This is a genomic window from Paraglaciecola mesophila KMM 241, assembly GCF_000315015.1.
In the GTDB taxonomy this organism is placed as follows: Bacteria; Pseudomonadota; Gammaproteobacteria; order Enterobacterales; family Alteromonadaceae; genus Paraglaciecola; species Paraglaciecola mesophila.
This window is the reverse complement of record NZ_BAEP01000007.1, coordinates 21,130-40,238: the sequence shown is the minus strand read 5'-3', so window position 1 is coordinate 40,238 and position 19,109 is coordinate 21,130. Positions and strand designations below refer to the sequence as shown.

The following is a 19,109-nucleotide window of genomic DNA, read 5'->3' as shown; positions in this document are numbered from 1 at the left end:
GTGTTTAGAACCCTTAAAGCCCAGATACTGCTTGTTTCGGTAATATTAATTCTGCTACTGGTATCACAAGTGTTTGTTACCCGTAGCAATCACAGCTCGTTCGTCAACAGTTTAGATTTGACTCATCAGGCGGTCATAAAAGTAAGCTTAGTACGAGAACTAGAGCGTGATGTATTAGATTTACAACGTAATGTGTTGATTTATAAAGATTCAGCCAGTAAATCTGCGATTACCCGTTTCAATTCATTAATTCAAAGCTCAATCGATAACCTGGCAACACTCGAATCGCTTACCAGCAAAGAAGAACAAGCCGACATCTACCACGGCTTTATTTCTAGGATGCGCAATCATATAGCGGAATACAAAGATAATTTCTCAAACGTTATCGCTGGGCGCAGTAAGCGTGACAAGTTATTTGAGAAAGACTTAACGGTCGATATCGGTGATATTTTAACGTCTTTATCTCAAGGAGATAGTTCATCCTCCATCAGTATATCCAGCGCAAAATATCACATCACTCGGGCGGAAAACGTCACCTATCAATATCTGCTTAACCCAGATTACCAATTAGTAGAAAGCTTCAGAGGTGAGTTGAGTCAAGCGAAGGAGAGTTTATTATTAAGTGCGTTACCGGACGCAACGACATCTGCCTTAATCACAAAGCTAGATAAAGTAGACGGCGAGTTTTTACAGCTAACCAATGTCACAAGCGGGTATTTGTTTTTGGTTAATGTAGTCATGGCAGGCTCAGCTAACGAATTTTTATTTATGGCCAGAGAGCTCAATCGCCTTGTAACCTCAAAATTGGGCGACACCAATGAACAAGTAAAAAGTAACATTGAAAAGAATCAAATAAGCAGTGATTTATTTTCTATTATCGGAATTTTCCTTGCCTGTATTACGGCTTACTTTTTAGCGTCTCGGATCATGATCCCCATCAACACCATTACGGAGGTATTTAAAAAGCTTGCCAAAGGTGAAGACGTTGATGCCATTCCCGGGATCACTAGGCATAACGAAATCGGCCAATTAGCCAACGCAGCTGATGTATTTCACGAGAAAAATAAGCAGACATCCGCCTTACTTGCTCAGGCTCAGCGCCTTAACAGCGAGCAAGAAATGCTAAATGCGGAATTAGTTGAGTCGAAACACAAAGCTGAACAAGCCACTGTATCTAAAAGCATGTTCTTGGCGAATATGAGTCACGAAATTCGTACCCCTATGAACGGCATAATTGGTTTGTTAGATGTGGTGATGAAAAGTGAGTTAACTCCCACCCAGCGCCAGCATTTAAATAAAGTAGTGTACTCAAGCCAGATTTTAATGAGCCTGATTAACGATATTTTAGACTTCTCGAAAGTGGAAGCGGGCAAACTCGATATTGAACAAGTGGAGTTTTCGCTTAATTCTGTGTTTGCTAACTTGTTGACGAATATTTCTGCTCGGGCACAAGAGAAAAACCTCAATGTGCGATTTATATGCGATCCCAATATTCCTCCAACTTTAATTGGCGACCCGTTGCGCATCAGCCAAGTATTACTGAACTTAACCAGTAATGCCGTCAAGTTCACTCGTAACGGCTCAATTACCATATCTATAACCCATGATATTTTACCCAACAGTGACAAGCTATTACTCAAGGCCCGCGTAAAGGATACAGGCATTGGCATGTCTAAAGAACAGCTAGAAAAAGTCTTTGAGTCATTCACCCAGGCCGATGGCTCCACCAGCCGTGATTTCGGTGGTACAGGTTTGGGCTTAACGATAGTGAAGCAGCTGGTGCATCTTATGGGGGGCAACGTCACCGCACAATCAGAGCTCAATGTGGGCAGTATATTTGAGGTGACATTCACTGTGATAGTCCAGTCTAATGAGCAGCATATTTTTCATATTGCGCCTCAGCCTCAGCGCAAGATGTATTATTTCAGTAAGACACCCAAAGGCTTAATTGAACAGCAATATTTCAATAATGTCGACATGGATTATCATCACTTCCCACATATGCAGCTTGAGAAAATGCTGCCTGAAATAACAGAGAATGACATCGTTATCATAGACGTGGCTGACTTAGGTGAGCACAAAGCCATAGGGCCGTCGATACAGAAACTGAAAGACGTTAGTAGAAATGTTGGCTTTATTACTGATACTCAACCGAGTAATTTGCCACAGAAGCTGATAAATATTTGGAGCTTCCCTTGTTTGACCCACCCTTTTACACCTGGCCATTTGGTCTCGTTTATTCACTCACTGCTGAATGAAGAGCAATTTGTATCTGATATCCCTAGTCCGCAGTTCAATGAACAAGTGGAGTACGACGGTCATATTTTGCTGGTAGAAGACAATAGCATCAATCAGGTTGTCACCGGAGAAATGCTACGCGTGCTGGGGATTACGTTTGATATTGCTGAAAATGGCCAGCAAGCGGTCACTAAAGTGATTAATTCCGCGCATTATGACGTGGTGTTAATGGACATACAAATGCCGGTCATGGACGGCTACCAGGCCACCATTGAGATACGTCAACAAGGTCTTCTCGACCTGATCATATGTGGATTATCCGCGAACGCAATGAAAGAAGATTTTGTACAAGCTAAAGAAGTGGGCATGAATGAGTATCTGACGAAGCCGTTGAAGTTAGTTGCCCTTGAAGACATGCTCCGTAAGTATTTACCAGCCAAAATAAAGATAAAAGCACAAACAGAAACCGAATAGAAGGTGCGAAAAATAGCCTGCTTATGCCACCAAAAGCAGGCCAACAGGTGATTATTCCTTTGAGTGCTCCTCTCTGTATTCCCTAGGTGTTTTGCCATAATGCTTTTTAAACACCGCATACATATATTGCAATGAAGGGTAACCGCATAATGTGGCTATTTCCGTTGTAGACGCACTACCTTCCACCAACATATCACAGGCTTTTTCGAGTTTTTCATTGTGAATTTCTGTGTGGATACTATGGCCTCTTTCATCCTTGAAGCGCTGTTCAAGATTCGAACGCGACACACCAACATAATCCAGTACTTGTTCAACTTTTATGCCTCTAGAGGCATTTTGTCTTATAAAGTGCATGGCTTGAATAACATAGGGGTCTTTTAGCGCCTTAAAGTCGGTGGATTGACGCTCAGAAACGCCTGCCGGTGGTACCAATACCCGTTTGTTCTTCAGGTTGCTGTTTTCTAATCGTCTATGCAGTAATTTTGCGGCTTGAAATCCCATTTCAAAGCACCCTTGGGTGACTGAACTCAGGCTAATGCGGCTCAAATAACGTGCGATATCGTCATCATCAATACCTACAATAGATATATTGTCCGGCACCAATTTCCCTATCTGTTCACAGGCCTGGAGTAAATGCCTCGCGCGCGCATCGGTTACGCTGATAATACCCACCGGATTTGGCAAGCCTTGGATCCAGTCAGATAATCGATTCATAGTGTATTGCCAAGTTTCTGGTCGTGTTGGGTGCCCTCGGTAAATTGAACACTCATATCCGTCTGCTTGGCACAATTTAATGATCGCCTGCTCACGCTCTACCGCCCAGCGGTGACCTTTATCACTGGGCAAGCCATAAAATGCAAAACGCTCTAAACCTTTCTTTTTTAAATGTTCGTACGCGGCTTGCACTACGGCGAAATTGTCTGTGGCCACGTAAGGCACGTCAGGGTAGTCCTCATCTTTAGAATAAGAGCCACCAACCCCAACGACCGGAATTTTACTGTTTACGAGCATTTTTTGAATCGAGGGGTCGTCAAAATCAGCAATAATGCCGTCCCCGCCCCAATCTTCAATGTGCTCTAAGCGGATTAAAAAATCTTCTTCTAAGTACACATCCCAATCAACTTTTGAGGATTGTAGATAGTGCCCAATCCCTTCAATTACTTGGCGGTCGTACACTTTGTTAGCGTTAAATAGCAAACTAATACTGTGCTTCGCTTGAAACATATATCACCTAGTCTCTCTTAATGTCCGAGTCTATAGTGCATTAGCCCATATCACGGCACTACTACATTACTCGTTAAGGCGGTTACGAAATTTCGTTATCAAATTTCGTTATTACCTGCATTGCAGTTTAATTTAATCGTTCTGCTAGTATCTGACAAACTCATTATTAAGCAGGTACTCCCATGTTTTTAGGTGTTGATTTAGGAACCTCTGGTATCAAGTTGGTATTAACCGACGACAGCGGTGCAATAGTAGATAGCGCGTCCTGCGCATTTGAAGTCTCAAGGCCCAAGCCCTTGTGGTCGGAGCAAAACCCACAAGACTGGTGGGACGGATTCTGCGCGGCCATGGACAAGCTTCACGCGCAGCACGACCTGTCTGGTATACAAGCGATTGGTTTTGCAGGTCAAATGCACGGCGCAACCTTACTTGATGAACACCAACAGGTGCTTCGCCCTGCGATACTGTGGAATGATGGGCGCTGTGAAGCTCAGTGCGAAGAAATTGAACAGCGGGTTCCCAATGCACGTGAGATTACGGGCAATATTATTATGCCTGGCTTTACTGCACCCAAGTTGTTATGGGTGAAACAGCATGAGCCAGAACTGTTCGCAAAAATCGATAAAGTGCTACTGCCTAAAGATTATTTACGCCTACTGCTCAGTGGTGATTTTGCCTCGGATATGTCAGATGCGGCGGGCACCATGTGGTTAGATGTAGATAAACGATGCTGGCATGCTGACATGCTCAAAGTGTGTGGTTTAAACGAATCTCATATGCCAACTTTGTTTGAAGGCAATGCAATTACCGGCACCTTATCTGATGACGTGGCTAAACGCTGGAACATGAAATGCATACCCTTGGTTGCTGGTGCTGGCGATAATGCAGCAGGCGCCATTGGTGTCGGCATTGTTAAACCGGGTCAGGCGATGCTGTCACTTGGTACTTCTGGTGTTTACTTTGCGGTAAGTGAAGGCTTTCGCAGTAATCCTGAGTCAGCGGTCCACAGTTTCTGTCACGCCTTACCCCATACCTGGCATTTGATGTCTGTTATGTTAAGTGCCGCCAGTTGTTTGCAGTGGTACGCCGAGCAGGTCGCTAAAAAAGAAGTATTAGTGCTGCTAACCGAACTTGAACAAGCCACTAAAAATAAAACCACTGACACACAAGACCGCCCCCAAAACGGACCGTTGTTTTTGCCTTACTTAAGCGGTGAGCGCACGCCCCATAATAATCCCAATGCGACTGGGGCCTTTTTCGGGTTAACCCACTCAAGCTCACAAGTTGCTATGACCCACAGCGTTTTAGAGGGTGTGACATTTGGCCTCGCCGATGGCGTCGATGCATTGCATGCGTCAGGGGTACAGGTGGATGAAATTACCTTAATTGGTGGTGGCGCCAAAAGCGCCTATTGGCGACAACTTATTGCTGATGTATTGCAGCGCCCAGTCACCTATCGCCAAGGCGGCGATGTAGGCCCTGGTTTAGGTGCCGCTCGCTTAGCACAATTAGCTATGCAACCAGAGAAGCCAATCGAACAGATTTGCCCGCAACCCACGCTTGATTCAGTGTATCAACCTAACCCTGAAAAGGCACAGTCTTATGCACAACGCCGGGCTAAATTCTCGGCTTTGTACCAGGCAACCCAAGAATTTTTTTAGCCCATTGAGTAACGGAAAAACCGCGCTCGATGACATTTTAAAAACCAACAAAACACAAAAGTTAATCTAAAAAACGTAATTGTGACGCACCTCATCAGTTGTGATGATGAGGTGTATCAATGAGACGTCAACAGCATTAATCAGGAGAACCTCATGGCTGAATATTTTAAAGACATCCCGAAAGTAAAGTTTGAAGGTACCAGTTCAGATAACCCATTAGCATTTCGCCATTACAACCCAGAAGAGCTGGTGTTGGGTAAAAGCATGAAAGAGCATTTACGCCTAGCAGCATGTTACTGGCACAACTTCTGTTGGGACGGCGCAGATGTATTCGGCGCAGGCACGTTTAACCGCCCTTGGCTGCAAGCAGGTGATGCTATGCAGCGCGCAAAAGAAAAAGCTGACGTTGCATTTGAGTTTTTCTCAAAGCTGAATATTCCTTATTACTGTTTCCATGATGTGGATGTTTCCCCTGAAGGCAACTCAATCAAAGAGTACATTAACAACTTTGCTCAAATGACTGACGTACTTGAAGCCAAACAAGAAGAAACGGGTCTTAAGTTGTTATGGGGCACTGCAAACTTGTTCAGTAACCCTCGTTACGCTAGCGGAGCAGCATCTAGCCCTAACCCTGAAGTATTCACTTACGGTGCGACTCAGGTTATGCACGCTATGAACGCGACTAAGCGTTTGGGCGGTGAAAACTATGTACTTTGGGGTGGTCGTGAAGGTTACGAAACCTTGCTAAACACCGACCTACGCCAAGAGCGTGAGCAATTAGGTCGTTTCATGAACATGGTTGTTGAGCATAAGCATAAAATTGGCTTTAAAGGATTACTGCTAATCGAACCTAAGCCACAAGAGCCCACTAAGCATCAGTACGATTACGACACAGCAACCGTTTATGGCTTCTTGAAGCAATACGGTTTAGAAAACGAATTTAAAGTGAACATTGAAGCTAACCACGCCACTTTGGCCGGTCACTCGTTCCAGCATGAAGTGGCTACGGCTATATCACTTGGCTTGTTTGGTAGCATCGATGCCAACCGAGGCGACCCTCAACTAGGTTGGGATACTGACCAGTTCCCGAATAGCGTTGAAGAATTGTCATTGGTTATTTATGAAATTCTTAAAGCGGGTGGTTTCACATCTGGTGGCTTTAACTTTGACACTAAGTTACGTCGTCAAAGCTCAGATCCTCAAGATATGTTCATCGCCCACATCGGCGGCATGGATCACCTCGCAATGGGCTTGAAAAAAGCCGCGCTGATGATTGAAAATGATTTCCTTGGTCAAGCTGTCAGCAAACGTTATGCAGGCTGGAATGGCGAGCTAGGCAAAGGTATTCAAGGGGGCGATTTCAACCTTGAGTCACTCGCTAACCTCTGCGTAGACAAGAACCTACAACCTAAGCATGTTAGTGGCCAGCAAGAGTTACTAGAGAACAAGGTTAATAACGTTTTATACGGCTAAAAACCTAATGACTGGTAGCTGAATCAAAGTCGTCCCCACTCTCTCGCCTTTGATTCGCTCCTGAGCAATGTCCTGTTTATACGCTCACCCCTAATAGCCTAACCTACGTTAGGCTATTTTTTTGCCTGCTATAAAATCTATTACGCATCAGCACACAGAAGCGAACTCCCCGCCCCACGCGCTATAAATTTAAGTAGCTAGTGCAAAGCAGCGCTCATTTGACCAGAGTTCGTTAGGTACAAAGTACTACTGCCAAGTGCGTTTAGAGAAGCCTTAAGCTAATAGAGAGGCCTAAAGCCAACAGATAACCCTAAAGAAGCTCATAAAGAGACATCCAATAAGCCTATACATGGCCATTTATACCCCGATTATAAAGTCGAGAATTGTTGCGCGTGAGTCAGCGAATAGCTGATGGCAAAAGCGCTGTGTTGAAAGCGTTGTACTGCGCGATGGAGCGGGCGGGTTTGATTAAGCGATGGGGTGAAATAACCTGGCACACATAGTTCACATAAAAGAAAGCCGCTGAAGTCAGCGGCTTAATTGAGCGTAAATCAGTAAGGCTTAGCCTTGCATTTCTTCTAGCTCTTTGCCTCGCGTTTCTTGTACTAACTTGTACACGAAGACAATGGATATTAAGGCGCCAAGTGCATATATGCTGTATGCGCCAGCGAGTCCAATTGAGGCCAAGAATATGGGGAAGCTGAAGGTCACTATAAAGTTAGCACTCCACTGTGCAAAGCCTGCCACGGCCAACCCTGAACCACGGATTTGATTAGGGAACATTTCCCCTAACATCACCCACATGACAGGGCCCCAAGACAGATTGAAGAAAAACACATAAGCATTTGCCGCAATAAGTGCGATTACGCCTTGATCTCCCAAGCTCAAGTTGCCATTAGCATCAAGGCCAGAGTTAGCAAAAATGTACACCATGGTGCCGAGGGCAAATGTCATGCCCACAGAACCAATTAACAAGAAGGGTTTGCGTCCCACTTTGTCAATCAGGAACATAGTCACAAATACGGCGGCGATACTGACTGCACCGCTTATCACGTTGATCATTAGCGCATCGGACTCTGAGAACCCAGCCGCTTGCCATAAAACAGCGCCATAATAGAACACCACGTTAATACCAACTAACTGCTGAAATACCGCTAGACCAATACCGACCCACATAATTGGGCGTATTTTACCGCTTACTTTGTCAATCAAGTCCGTCAGCTTTGGCTTAGATTCTTGCGTTTCACGAGACGCTTCAATTTCTTGTAATTTGGTTTGCCCTTGGGTATCACCATACAAGGCATTTAATACCCGTTTGGCTTTTTCAGTGTTTTTACTCATCACCAAATAACGTGGGCTCTCTGGAATAAACATTAACGCCACAAGAAAAAGTGTTGCAGGAATAAGCTCAATCCAGAACATCCAGCGCCATGCTTGATAGCCCATCCAAAACTCGGCCGTTGATGAGCCAGCGATATTCGCAAGGAAGTAATTACTCACAAAAGCAGAAAATAAACCGAAGATAATGGCCACTTGTTGCACTGAAGACAACGTGCCACGAAAACGCGCTGGCGCAATCTCACTGATATAGGCAGGAGCCATGACCGACGCAGCACCTACGGCTAAACCACCAAGAATACGGTAAACCACAAATTCCATCGATGATGTTGAAACACCCGAGCCCCAGGCGCTGATGATAAAGAAAACCGCAGCCGTAATGAGCAAAGGGCGACGCCCAAATCTATCCGCTAAGCGCCCGGCACTAAATGCGCCAACAGCGCAACCTAACAACATGCTTGATACATTGAAACCCGTACCTGCATTGTCGGATTTAAACGCACCTTGCAATCCATCAACCGTGCCATTGATGACGCCGCTGTCGAAGCCAAATAGGAACCCCCCTATTGTTGCAACGCAACTGACAAGAATGATCATCAGTGTATTTTCGTTATTTTGAGACAAAACCTATTCCTCTTTCATATCCCTGGTGGATAACATCCGATTAAAGCTGTATTTATTGGTTATTTATAAGCTTGAATTGGGCGTTATTAAGTAAAAAGCCTGAACACAGGTTCAGGCAAAAATGTCGTTATCGGTAATAAGCCTGATAAGGGACTATCGTACCGTCCTCGTTATATTTCAGCTCTGCCATCTTCACGCTACGTAAGTGGGTTTGCCCTTTTGATAGCGTGCTATCGTGATAGAACAGATACCACTTGCCTTGAAATTCAGCGATAGAATGATGATTCGTCCAACCGATAACAGGGTCAAGTACCACGCCCTTAAAGGTATACGGCCCCATTAAGTTCTTACTCATGGCATAAACAATTTTGTGCGTATCGCCAGTAGAGTAAGACAGATAGTAATTTCTTTGATACTTATGTACCCAAGCGGCCTCAAAGAAACGGCGGTCTAAATCCCCTTGCTTAATGGGCTCGCCGCTTTCATCTAAAATCATGATGTCCTGTGGCTCACCATCCATAGACAACATATCACCTGTTAGCTTCACGGCCTTGGGCATCAAGGCTGGCGCATCATCTGCAGGGTAGTCATCTTGTGGACTGTACTCATCTTTTGTCCAGCGCTGTAATTGCCCGCCCCAAATACCACCAAAAAACAAATAGTGCTGCTGGTCATCATCCTCAAATACGGCGGGATCCATGCTAAAGCTGCCGGTCATTGGCTCGGCCTCGGGCGTAAACGGCCCAACAGGTGAATCACTTGTAGCTACACCGATACGAAAAATATCTTGTTGGTCTTTTAACGGAAAATAGAGGTAATATTGGCCGTTTTTGCTGGCAGCATCAGGCGCCCACATTTGACGACCAGCCCAAGGCACATCATCAACGGACAGCGCTAAACCATGTTCAGTCACTTCCCCGCCGACTTCGTTCATGGATAAAACGTGATAATCACGCATAGCGAAATGATCGCCGTTGTCGTTTTGAGGAATGCCCGCTTCATAGTCGTGTGACGGATAAATATAAAGCTTATCGTCAAACACGTGAGCAGACGGGTCTGCAGTATATATATTGGTTACCAGAGGCAAAGATTTAGAGCCATATTCATCTAAGCCTTTTTGGCCTACTTGCTTCACTTCTTGTTGTTGCGCTGCGTCTGCGTTCGACTTAGCTGGGACTTGCAAGGTATCTCTTGCTTCTTCTTTATGACTAACTTGTTCTGTACAAGCTGACAACATGACGGCACCTAAGGCCAATAGAGGTAAATAACGTGTTTGCACTTTTATGTCCTACTATAAATTAGTTATAGTCATGTTAACCATATGTGACAAACCCTGTCTACCACACAACATTCAAATTCCTTTTTATGACAAAAATAGTAAAGCCTGAATGAAAAAGCGCAATCTGGCTCTGTTCAGAATTCAAAGTTAAAGCCGTGCTCACATAGCTTTTGATAAACCACCATATCAAATCGATATAGGCTCGCAGCACGATGCATTACGCCCTTTTGTTTTTCTTCACAGTCAATCAAGAGATTCATCTTCAGAATTTTTCGTCTGAAATTCGGCTTATCGAGTTTTACGTCTAATATCGCCTCATACACTTCTTGTAACTGTAATAACGTGAATTTTTCCGGCAATAAGTTAAAACCGATAGGTTCATGGCGAATTTTGTTTTTAAGATGGGATAAAACAGCTTTAACGATGCTGCTATGATCGTAAATCAAGGTCGGTAATTTATGTACATCGCGCCATTCAACGTGTGAGGCTGTTCCGCCAGGCATCATCTTATATAGATCAGGACGCACCAAAGCATAGTAAGCAATGGTGACAACGCGCTCTGCTGGGTACCGTTGCACTTCACCAAATGCACGAAATTGCTCTAGGTACATGTCGTCGACACCCGTGATCATTTTCAGAATTCGCTTTGCCGCGTTGTCGATGGGTTCATCATAGGAAACCCAACCGCCTAATAATCCCCACTGACCTTGGGCTAATCCTGCATTATACTTTGCGGTTAACACCATCAATCGACCGTTTTCAATTCCCAATACCACATTATCTACTGACAAGGCTTCGATCATATGTGGCTTGGATGAGTCATTGCTTTTTTTATCCAATCGCTTTCCCCCAAGCTCTAAAATTTTCCAGTAAACACATCAAAATGCATATTAAACAAAACCACCTTATTAACAATCCGTAAACAAACAGGCCTTAGCTCACTTTTTCATCAAAAATGCGATTTTACTAAAATATAATAATTGATTTACAAATTGTCACAATGACCATTATGATTTCATCTCGTTACACTAGTCAATAGCATGGGATATTACGGCAGTAAAAATGTGCCAATGTCGTCCCCCATTACTTTCAGCGCCAAATAGGGATTTAAGATGAGAATGTGTTCGATCAAAAGCGTGCTTGCTATGGGCTTAGCCTCCTTAGCATTTAATAGCCTTGCGGCCAGTGTTTACCAAGACGCCAGTTTGCCCACCGAACAAAGGGTGAGTGACTTATTGAATCAAATGACCTTGCAAGAAAAAGTCGCGCAACTACAAACCGTGTGGCACGAAGGTCGTGAACTAAAAGGGCCAAATGGCGCCCTTAAGACCAGCAAGGCCGAGAAAATACTGCCACTGGGTATAGGCCACATTGCGCGTCCCAGTGAAGATTTATCGCCTGAAGATACCGTCAAATACACCAATGCCATTCAGAAATGGTTAATCGATAACACGCGTTTATCCATTCCGGCCATTTTTCATGAAGAAGCGTTACATGGCCATGCCGCCAGTGAAGCCACGAGTTTCCCACAAGCAATTGCTATGGCTAGCACCTGGGACCCACAATTAATCTACGATATCTATCAAGCCAGTGCACAAGAAGTGCGCGCCCGTGGCGGCAATCAAGCCCTAACCCCAATTCTTGATGTTGCTCGTGACCCTCGCTGGGGTCGAATAGAGGAAACCATGGGCGAAGACCCATATTTAATCGGTGAGCTGGGTGTTTCCGCTGTAAAAGGCTTTCAAGGTGATGAGCAAAATATTCCTGAAAATCGTGTTATGGCAACGCTTAAACACCTTGCCGGACACGGTCAACCGACAGGCGGTTTAAATATCGCCCCCGCTCCAATTGGCGAACGCGCCCTTCGCGAAGTATTTTTATTTCCCTTTGAAGCCGCCGTAACATTGGCCCACGTAGGTAGTGTGATGGCGTCCTATAATGAAATAGATGGTATTCCCTCTCACGCAAATAAAATGTTGTTAACCGATATTCTGCGCGATGAATGGGGCTTTGATGGCCTTCTAGTCAGTGACTACTATGCGATCAACGAGCTTATCACCCGTCATGGATTAGCCGGAACCAAAGAGAATGCCGCTATCATGGCACTCAATGCCGGTGTCGATGTGGAAATGCCAGACCGAGAAGTGTTCCCTTTGCTTGAAAAACTGGTGAATGACAAAAAAGTTTCTATTCAAAAAATTGATACAGCGGTAACACGTATTCTTCGAGAGAAGTTTAAATTAGGCTTGTTCGAAAACCCTTATACAGATGAAAACGCAGTCAACGCCATTGTTGGCAGTCAAGCACACCGTGACTTAGCGCAAACCACTGCTGAGAAAGCCATGGTGCTGTTAAAGAATGACGGGGTACTTCCGTTAGACAAAACCAAGGTAAAAAGCGTGGCGGTCATTGGTCCCCATGCTGATGAAACCTTGTTAGGTGGCTATAGCGATATTCCGCGTCAAACGGTGACCATTTTGGATGGTTTGCGTAACAAGTTAGGTAAAAATGCCAAGGTTGAGTTTTCTCGTGGTGCACTTATCACACAAGACATTGAAGACCCATTACCCGCATCAGTAAAAGCGCAAAGCTACTCTAAAGAGCGCTGGAACAAGGAGAGCATGAAGCTTGCTGATTTAAGCAACGCCCAGGCTCTTATTGACGATGCAGTTGCACTGGCCAAGCGCAGCGATGTTGCTGTGGTCGTGGTGGGCTCAAACGAAGGCAGCTCCCGAGAAGCGTGGGCAGAAAATCACTTAGGGGATCGCGATTCATTGCATTTACTGGGTAAACAACACGCACTGGTTGAAGCCGTATTAGCCACGGGCACACCGACTGTGCTTATTCTTTCAAATGGTCGCCCGCTGACACTCGGTAACCTGTATCAAGACGCCCCCGCTATTATCGAAGCTTGGTACCTTGGACAAGAAACCGGCACCGCATTGGCAAATGTGCTCTTTGGTGATGTAAACCCTAGCGGTAAGTTGCCCTTAACCCTGCCAAAAACGATTGGTCAGCTACCTGTGTTTTACAACCACAAGCCATCTGCTAAGCGTGGTTATATTTTTGGTGACACCGCGCCTGCATTTGCCTTTGGTCATGGGCTAAGCTACACCACTTTTGACTATGGTGATTTGTCCATAGATGCCGCAAATGCCGAAGCAAACGGCACTGTAAGTGTAAGCTTTACGCTGACCAACAGCGGTGATGTTGACGGCGAAGAAGTAGCTCAGCTGTACATTCGCGATGTATTTTCCAGTGTAACTCGCCCTGTGAAGGAACTAAAAGGCTTCAAACGAGTAGCGCTCAAAGCAGGTGAGAGCAAGAAGGTCACGTTCGAACTACCGATCAATCTACTGGCGTTTTACGATGCACAGATGCGTTTTGTGGTAGAGCCAGGTGAAATAAAGCTGATGATAGGCAGTGCTTCAGACGATGTACGTTTAGAAGACGCGTTTGAAATCACTGGCGAAGTAAGTGAAATACAACAAGCGCAAAAAGCTTATCTGACCAATGTGAGTGTGCAATAGGGGCAGATTAAAAAGGCATAAATCTAAACAAAAAAACGGCCGATTCAGGCCGTTTTTTTTAATACTTAGAGTGATATAACAGAATCACGCCAAACCAGCTCAGGCTCAAACACGTGGCTAATTTCAGGTTGGTTAGCTTGATAAATATTCTTTAAGATCCAGCTGGCGGCCATTTTCCCCATATCTTGCACAGGGTAATTTACAGTAGACAACTTCGGGTACATGTACTGGGCTAACAATACGTTATCGAACCCCATGACCGATATATCGTTAGGCACGGCCATGCCTCTGTCCCGCGCTGCTTGCATGGCACCAGCGGCCATCTCATCATTCGCGCACACCACGGCACTAAACGGGATATTTTTATCCAGTAGTGCCAGCATACATTCATTGCCCCCTTCTTCTTGAAAGTTACCTTCACTCAGTAACGCGTCGTTACAGGTAATACCAAATTCAGAAAGCGCTTCTTGATGACCAAAATAACGGTCACTGGCATCCATTTTCCATAACGGGCCGGAAATATAGGCAATGTCACGGTGACCATTTTCTAGCAAAGCTTTGGTGGCTAAGTAGCCCCCACGACGATTATTGAGACTGATACAGTTATCAGCGATTTGCGGGATGTAACGGTTAATCAGAATAAAAGCGTGTTGGGTTTTGGCTAGCTCGATGAGGTATTCGTCACTGACTGCTTCTACGTGCAAAATAAGTGCGTCGCAGTTACGGTCTATCAAAAACTCGATACCGTCTTTTTCACTGTCTGCATCACTGTGCCCAGCAGCAATAATAACGTGCTTGCCAGCCGTGCGAAGTTGCTTTTCTATGCCGCTCATCATGGCGCCGTAAATAGGACCATGTAACTCAGAGACTAGGATCCCGACACTATTAGAACAATTCGACGCTAAAGAGCGAGCAATGGAGCTTGGGCGATAGTTTAACGTCTCCATGGCTTTGGTGACTTTTTCACGGGTCTTTTCGCTGACCCGCGTCCCCCCATTCATCACCCTAGACACCGTCGCTAAAGACACCCCCGCGAGCTCTGACACTTGATAAATTGTCGCCATAACCTATTGTTTTCACCTTAAATATACCTTGCTCGAAAATATCAAACAGCCTCTTTGACTATGCTCCGTTGAATTTCCGCCACTCTATTATCGTCAAGTTTATAACGACTCATGACCCAAGATACAATGATAAAAGCCACTGCAGGGAAAATAGTAAAAGACAATAGTATGCCGTGAACCGCTTCAGCGCTTTGGGTGGTATCCGCTTCATAACCGTAATATGCCAACAACCAACCCACTATTGCACCACCTACAGCAAGGCCAAGCTTGATGAAAAATACCACCGAAGAGTACGTCATACCTGTGATACGAATACCCGTTTTGAACTGACCGTAATCCACAGTATCCGCGATTTTAGCCCATAATAAAGGCGTGCCCATTTGCAAAAATACATTACCAATAAAGTAAACCACAAAAGCTAGAACTAACTGATCTGATTGGATCCAATAACTCCCTACACAAATTACCGCTGCGATAAACAATACCCCAGTGTACACCTTGATTTTGCACATACGTTTGACCACGCTAGGGGCAACCGCGCAACCAATAATGTTGCCAGTCATGCCTAAAGTAATAAATGCCGTGATTAAGTCTTCCCGTAACAAAAAGTACTTAACATAGTAAATGGCTAAGGTGTTACGCATTACCATGCCAATCAACACAAAAAGCGCCACGCTGGATAAAATTCGCCACTGGTCGTTCTTCCACAACGACGCCATGTCTTGCTTGAAAGTAGAATCTTGTTTCGGCGCAGCAACACGCTCTTTGGTACCAGCAAAACAGACTAAAAACATCAGCACGCCAACAGCACTCATTGCCGCAATTGTTAGCTGATATCCTTTGGCTTTATCCCCCGCCCCAAACCATTCCACTAAAGGAAGCGTGCAGGCCGTTACAATTAAGCCCCCAAGCATGCCAAAAACGAATCGGTAAGACTGCACGGAGACGCGCTCTTTGGGGTCCCCCGTGATCACGCCGCCCAGTGCAGAGTAAGGAATGTTGATTGCGGTGTAGGCAATCATTAGCAATGCGTATGTGGCAAAGGCATAGACCACCTTGCCCTGCTCACCGAAGTCAGGTGTGGTGAACGCCATGACACTTATCACCCCAAAGGGCAACGCTAACCACAGTAAATAAGGGCGAAATTTACCGTATTTTGTTTCCGTGCGATCCGTCATAGCTCCCATTAATGGGTCAGTCACCGCATCGAAAATACGCACCACTAAAAACAGAGTGCCTACCACAGCCGGCGAGATCCCAAAAATATCGGTATAGAAAAAAGACAGAAACAGCATCACTGTCTGAAAAACAATGTTACTGGCGGTATCCCCTAGTCCGTAAGCAATTTTCTCTTTAACGCTAACCATGCTGACTCCTTTGCGACTATGCGCTCTTCGCTAAATGGCGACTACTGATAAAATCTCGATAAGCCAATCCGCTAGCCTTGATGGTGCGCTGTTGTGTTTCATAATCTACGTAGACAATTCCGAAACGTTTCTCATACCCTTCAGCCCATTCAAAGTTGTCCATTAAACTCCAAGCAAAATAGCCACGAATGTCGACGCCTTGCTCAGCTGCATCGCTCACAGCTTGCAAATGACCTTGGAAATACTCAATGCGATCAGTATCTTGTACTTGGCCATCAGCATAGGTGTCTGCCATGGCGGCGCCATTCTCAGTGATGTACACAGGTGGGAGCGTATATTGTTTATTTAGCTGCAACAGGATGTCAGTCAAACCCTGTGGATACACTTCCCAGCCCATCTCGGTAAAAGGCAGTGATTCATCAACCCATTTGTGCCTATCGTTGTTGCCAACGCCTTCATAAACCTCGCGGGTATAATAGTTAAGCCCAATGTAATCTAGCGGTTGACAGATAATCCCCATATCGCCTTCTTTGATTGGCGGTAATTCTTCTTTAGGTAATGTGTTGATTGATTCAGGGTAACGTCCTTCAAGCACGGGCATGGCATACCAATGGTTCAGGTTTTGGTCTGCCGCCCACGCTGCATCCTTATCTTTTTCGCTGTCGGTTTTCGGGTAACACGGGCTTACATTCAAAACGATGCCATTTAGGGTGTTTGGGCTGTTTTTAGCAAGTACTTGCATACCTAATCCATGCGCGAGCAACAGGTGATGGGCAGCTTGCTTGCCGTAGGCTTTGCTTTTTAAACCCGGTGCATGAATGCCCAGTTCATACCCTAAATACGCGCTACAAAAGGGTTCATTCAAGGTGGAGTATGAAAAAACTCTATCCCCGAATGCCTGAGTGATTAAATCCACATAATCACGAAAGTGATAAGCAGTCTCACGATTCAGCCACCCGCCTTTGTCTTCTAGGTGTTGAGGCAAGTCCCAATGATAAAGTGTGACATAAGGCTTAATATTTTTCTGATTTAGGGCATCCAGTAATTGAATATAAAACGCCACGCCTTGTGGGTCTAACTCACCGCTTTGTGTCATCACTCGCGGCCAAGAAATTGAAAAACGATATGCATCCACTTCAAGAGACTCAATTAGCGCTAAATCCTGCTGCCAACGATTGAAATGATCACATGCCACTAGCCCATCCGAACTGTCTTTTATTTTGTCCGGCATGGCACAAAAGGTGTCCCAAATACACGGTCTGCGCGAATCGGCAGCACCCTCAATTTGAAAGGCTGCGGTAGCGACACCATAGGTAAAGTCGGGTTGGCTGAGTGGAGAAGATTCTGCGAGAGATATTTTCATAATTAACTTAATCGTGGCCTAGGGTAAATATAAGATTAGAAGAATGCAGATTGCGCATCTGATGTTACCAAAACCTTTATTTGATTTGACGCAAAGATAAAAAACCAAATGAAAGCGCTTACATTTATGTTATTACTTTGTTACGCTTAGGTCAACAAAACAAGCTCAACTTGCTAAATTGACCTTAACCTGACAGGTAAAAACATGATAAACCCATCCACCGCAGTGCCAGCTCCGTCAGTAAACGGCGCGGCAACGCCCAACTATCATTTTGCGTTAACCTCCTTAACCTCGTTGTTTTTTATGTGGGGTTTTATCACTGCAATGAACGACGTACTTATACCTCACTTAAAGGGTGTGTTTTCACTCAGTTACACTCAAGCTATGTTAATTCAATTCTGTTTTTTCGGTGCTTATTTCCTGGTGTCTGTGCCTGCTGGCTGGTTAGTTAAACGCATTGGTTTTCAACGAGGTATTAGCGCTGGCTTGCTTGTGGCTTGCATAGGATGTTTGCTATTTGTGCCCGCAGCTACCAGTCATGCCTACTGGATATTCCTCAGCGCTTTATTTGTGCTGGCCTCTGGGATTACTATTTTACAGGTGGCGGCGAACCCTATAGTAACCTTACTAGGTAAACCAGAAACAGCATCAAGCCGACTCACCTTGACGCAAGCCTTTAACTCTTTGGGTACGACCTTGGCCCCTATCATTGGAGGAATATTGATTTTCTCAGTGATCGATGAAAATAACATGACGGCAGACAGCGTTATTCTGCCCTATGTGGTGTTAGCCGCGGTGCTGTTTTTGCTTGCCATCATATTTTTGAAAATTAGCCTACCCGACACCAGTCCTGCTGAGACAGTCAATACGGCTAGCAGTCAAAACATGACGAAAGGCAGTCCACTGCAACATCGTCACCTTGCATTGGGTGCGGTGTGTATTTTTATTTACGTGGGTGCAGAGGTATCTATCGGTAGTTTCATTGTTAATTTCTTAGGCGAGCAACACGTTGCAGGTTTAGCCGAATCAACTGCAGCGACTTACCTAAGTTATTACTGGGGCGGTGCCATGGTTGGCCGCTTTATTGGTGCCGCTGTGATGCAAAAAATTCCAGCTGGCAAGTTACTCGCATTCAACAGTGTTTGCGCCATGGGTCTTATCGCTTTGGCTATATCATCAAGTGGAGCGCTGGCTATGTGGGCAATATTAATGGTGGGTTTATTCAACTCCATCATGTTTCCAACGATTTTCAGCTTGGCCTTAGCGGGCCTTGGCGATTTAACTAGTCGTGGCTCAGGCGTTTTATGTTTAGCCATTGTCGGAGGTGCGATTGTGCCGGTACTACAAGGCATATTAGCTGACAGTATTGGCCTGCAATTGTCTTTTGTGTTGCCACTGGTTTGCTACTTGTATATCGCTTTTTATGGCGTGCAAGGTTCAAAACCAACTTCATCAACATCAGTCTAACTTTTTA

General features: G+C 45.1%; 12 protein-coding genes. 5 read left to right on the top strand and 7 right to left on the bottom strand.

All coding sequences use genetic code 11. The features are described from left to right. Window positions 1-2,712: an ATP-binding protein gene (locus tag GMES_RS02530; protein WP_033184759.1), complete on the top strand. Its 2,712-nt coding sequence runs from the start codon at window positions 1-3 to the stop codon at window positions 2,710-2,712. Window positions 2,713-2,763: 51 nt separating this feature from the next. Here the strand turns inward: GMES_RS02530 and GMES_RS02525 are convergent, their stop codons facing one another. After that, window positions 2,764-3,936, bottom strand: a complete 1,173-nt coding sequence (locus GMES_RS02525) for a XylR family transcriptional regulator (protein ID WP_006990991.1) — start codon at window positions 3,934-3,936, stop codon at window positions 2,764-2,766. Window positions 3,937-4,118: 182 nt separating this feature from the next. Between GMES_RS02525 and xylB the strand changes: the two genes are divergently transcribed. Beyond that, window positions 4,119-5,597, top strand: coding sequence for a xylulokinase (xylB, locus tag GMES_RS02520; RefSeq protein WP_006990990.1), 1,479 nt, complete (start codon window positions 4,119-4,121; stop codon window positions 5,595-5,597). A 153-nt stretch (window positions 5,598-5,750) separates the two neighbouring features. Then, window positions 5,751-7,070 carry a xylose isomerase gene (gene xylA, locus GMES_RS02515; RefSeq protein ID WP_006990989.1) on the top strand — a complete coding sequence of 440 codons (1,320 nt, stop codon included), beginning with the start codon at window positions 5,751-5,753 and terminating at the stop codon, window positions 7,068-7,070. A 561-nt stretch (window positions 7,071-7,631) separates the two neighbouring features. Here the strand turns inward: xylA and GMES_RS02510 are convergent. The 3 genes from GMES_RS02510 to GMES_RS02500 form a co-directional block, all read right to left on the bottom strand. Then, complete coding sequence (locus GMES_RS02510) at window positions 7,632-9,032, bottom strand: sugar porter family MFS transporter (protein ID WP_006990987.1); 1,401 nt, start codon at window positions 9,030-9,032, stop codon at window positions 7,632-7,634. 127 nt (window positions 9,033-9,159) lie between these two features. Beyond that, window positions 9,160-10,311 (bottom strand): glycoside hydrolase family 43 protein, encoded by a 1,152-nt coding sequence (locus GMES_RS02505; RefSeq protein ID WP_006990986.1) that lies wholly within the window; start codon window positions 10,309-10,311, stop codon window positions 9,160-9,162. Between the two features lie 134 nt (window positions 10,312-10,445). Then, window positions 10,446-11,150, bottom strand: coding sequence for an NUDIX hydrolase (locus tag GMES_RS02500; RefSeq protein ID WP_006990985.1), 705 nt, complete (start codon window positions 11,148-11,150; stop codon window positions 10,446-10,448). 273 nt (window positions 11,151-11,423) lie between these two features. Here GMES_RS02500 and GMES_RS02495 point away from each other — a divergent pair, with 273 nt between their 5' ends. After that, window positions 11,424-13,841, top strand: coding sequence for a glycoside hydrolase family 3 N-terminal domain-containing protein (locus GMES_RS02495; protein ID WP_006990984.1), 2,418 nt, complete (start codon window positions 11,424-11,426; stop codon window positions 13,839-13,841). A 65-nt stretch (window positions 13,842-13,906) separates the two neighbouring features. Here GMES_RS02495 and GMES_RS02490 read toward each other — a convergent pair whose 3' ends face one another. From GMES_RS02490 to GMES_RS02480, 3 genes are read right to left on the bottom strand one after another with little or no spacing between them, the layout of a single operon-like run. Further along, entirely contained in the window at window positions 13,907-14,905 is a 999-nt protein-coding gene (locus GMES_RS02490; RefSeq protein WP_006990983.1) for a LacI family DNA-binding transcriptional regulator, read from the bottom strand. A 41-nt stretch (window positions 14,906-14,946) separates the two neighbouring features. Then, window positions 14,947-16,272 (bottom strand): glycoside-pentoside-hexuronide (GPH):cation symporter, encoded by a 1,326-nt coding sequence (locus tag GMES_RS02485; protein WP_006990982.1) that lies wholly within the window; start codon window positions 16,270-16,272, stop codon window positions 14,947-14,949. Between the two features lie 16 nt (window positions 16,273-16,288). Then, window positions 16,289-17,635 carry a GH1 family beta-glucosidase gene (locus GMES_RS02480; RefSeq protein ID WP_039986341.1) on the bottom strand — a complete coding sequence of 449 codons (1,347 nt, stop codon included), beginning with the start codon at window positions 17,633-17,635 and terminating at the stop codon, window positions 16,289-16,291. A gap of 204 nt (window positions 17,636-17,839) precedes the next feature. Here GMES_RS02480 and GMES_RS02475 point away from each other — a divergent pair, with 204 nt between their 5' ends. Further along, a complete protein-coding gene (locus GMES_RS02475) occupies window positions 17,840-19,102 on the top strand; it encodes a sugar MFS transporter (RefSeq protein ID WP_006990980.1) in 1,263 nt (420 codons plus the stop codon). Window positions 19,103-19,109: the final 7 nt, after the last annotated feature.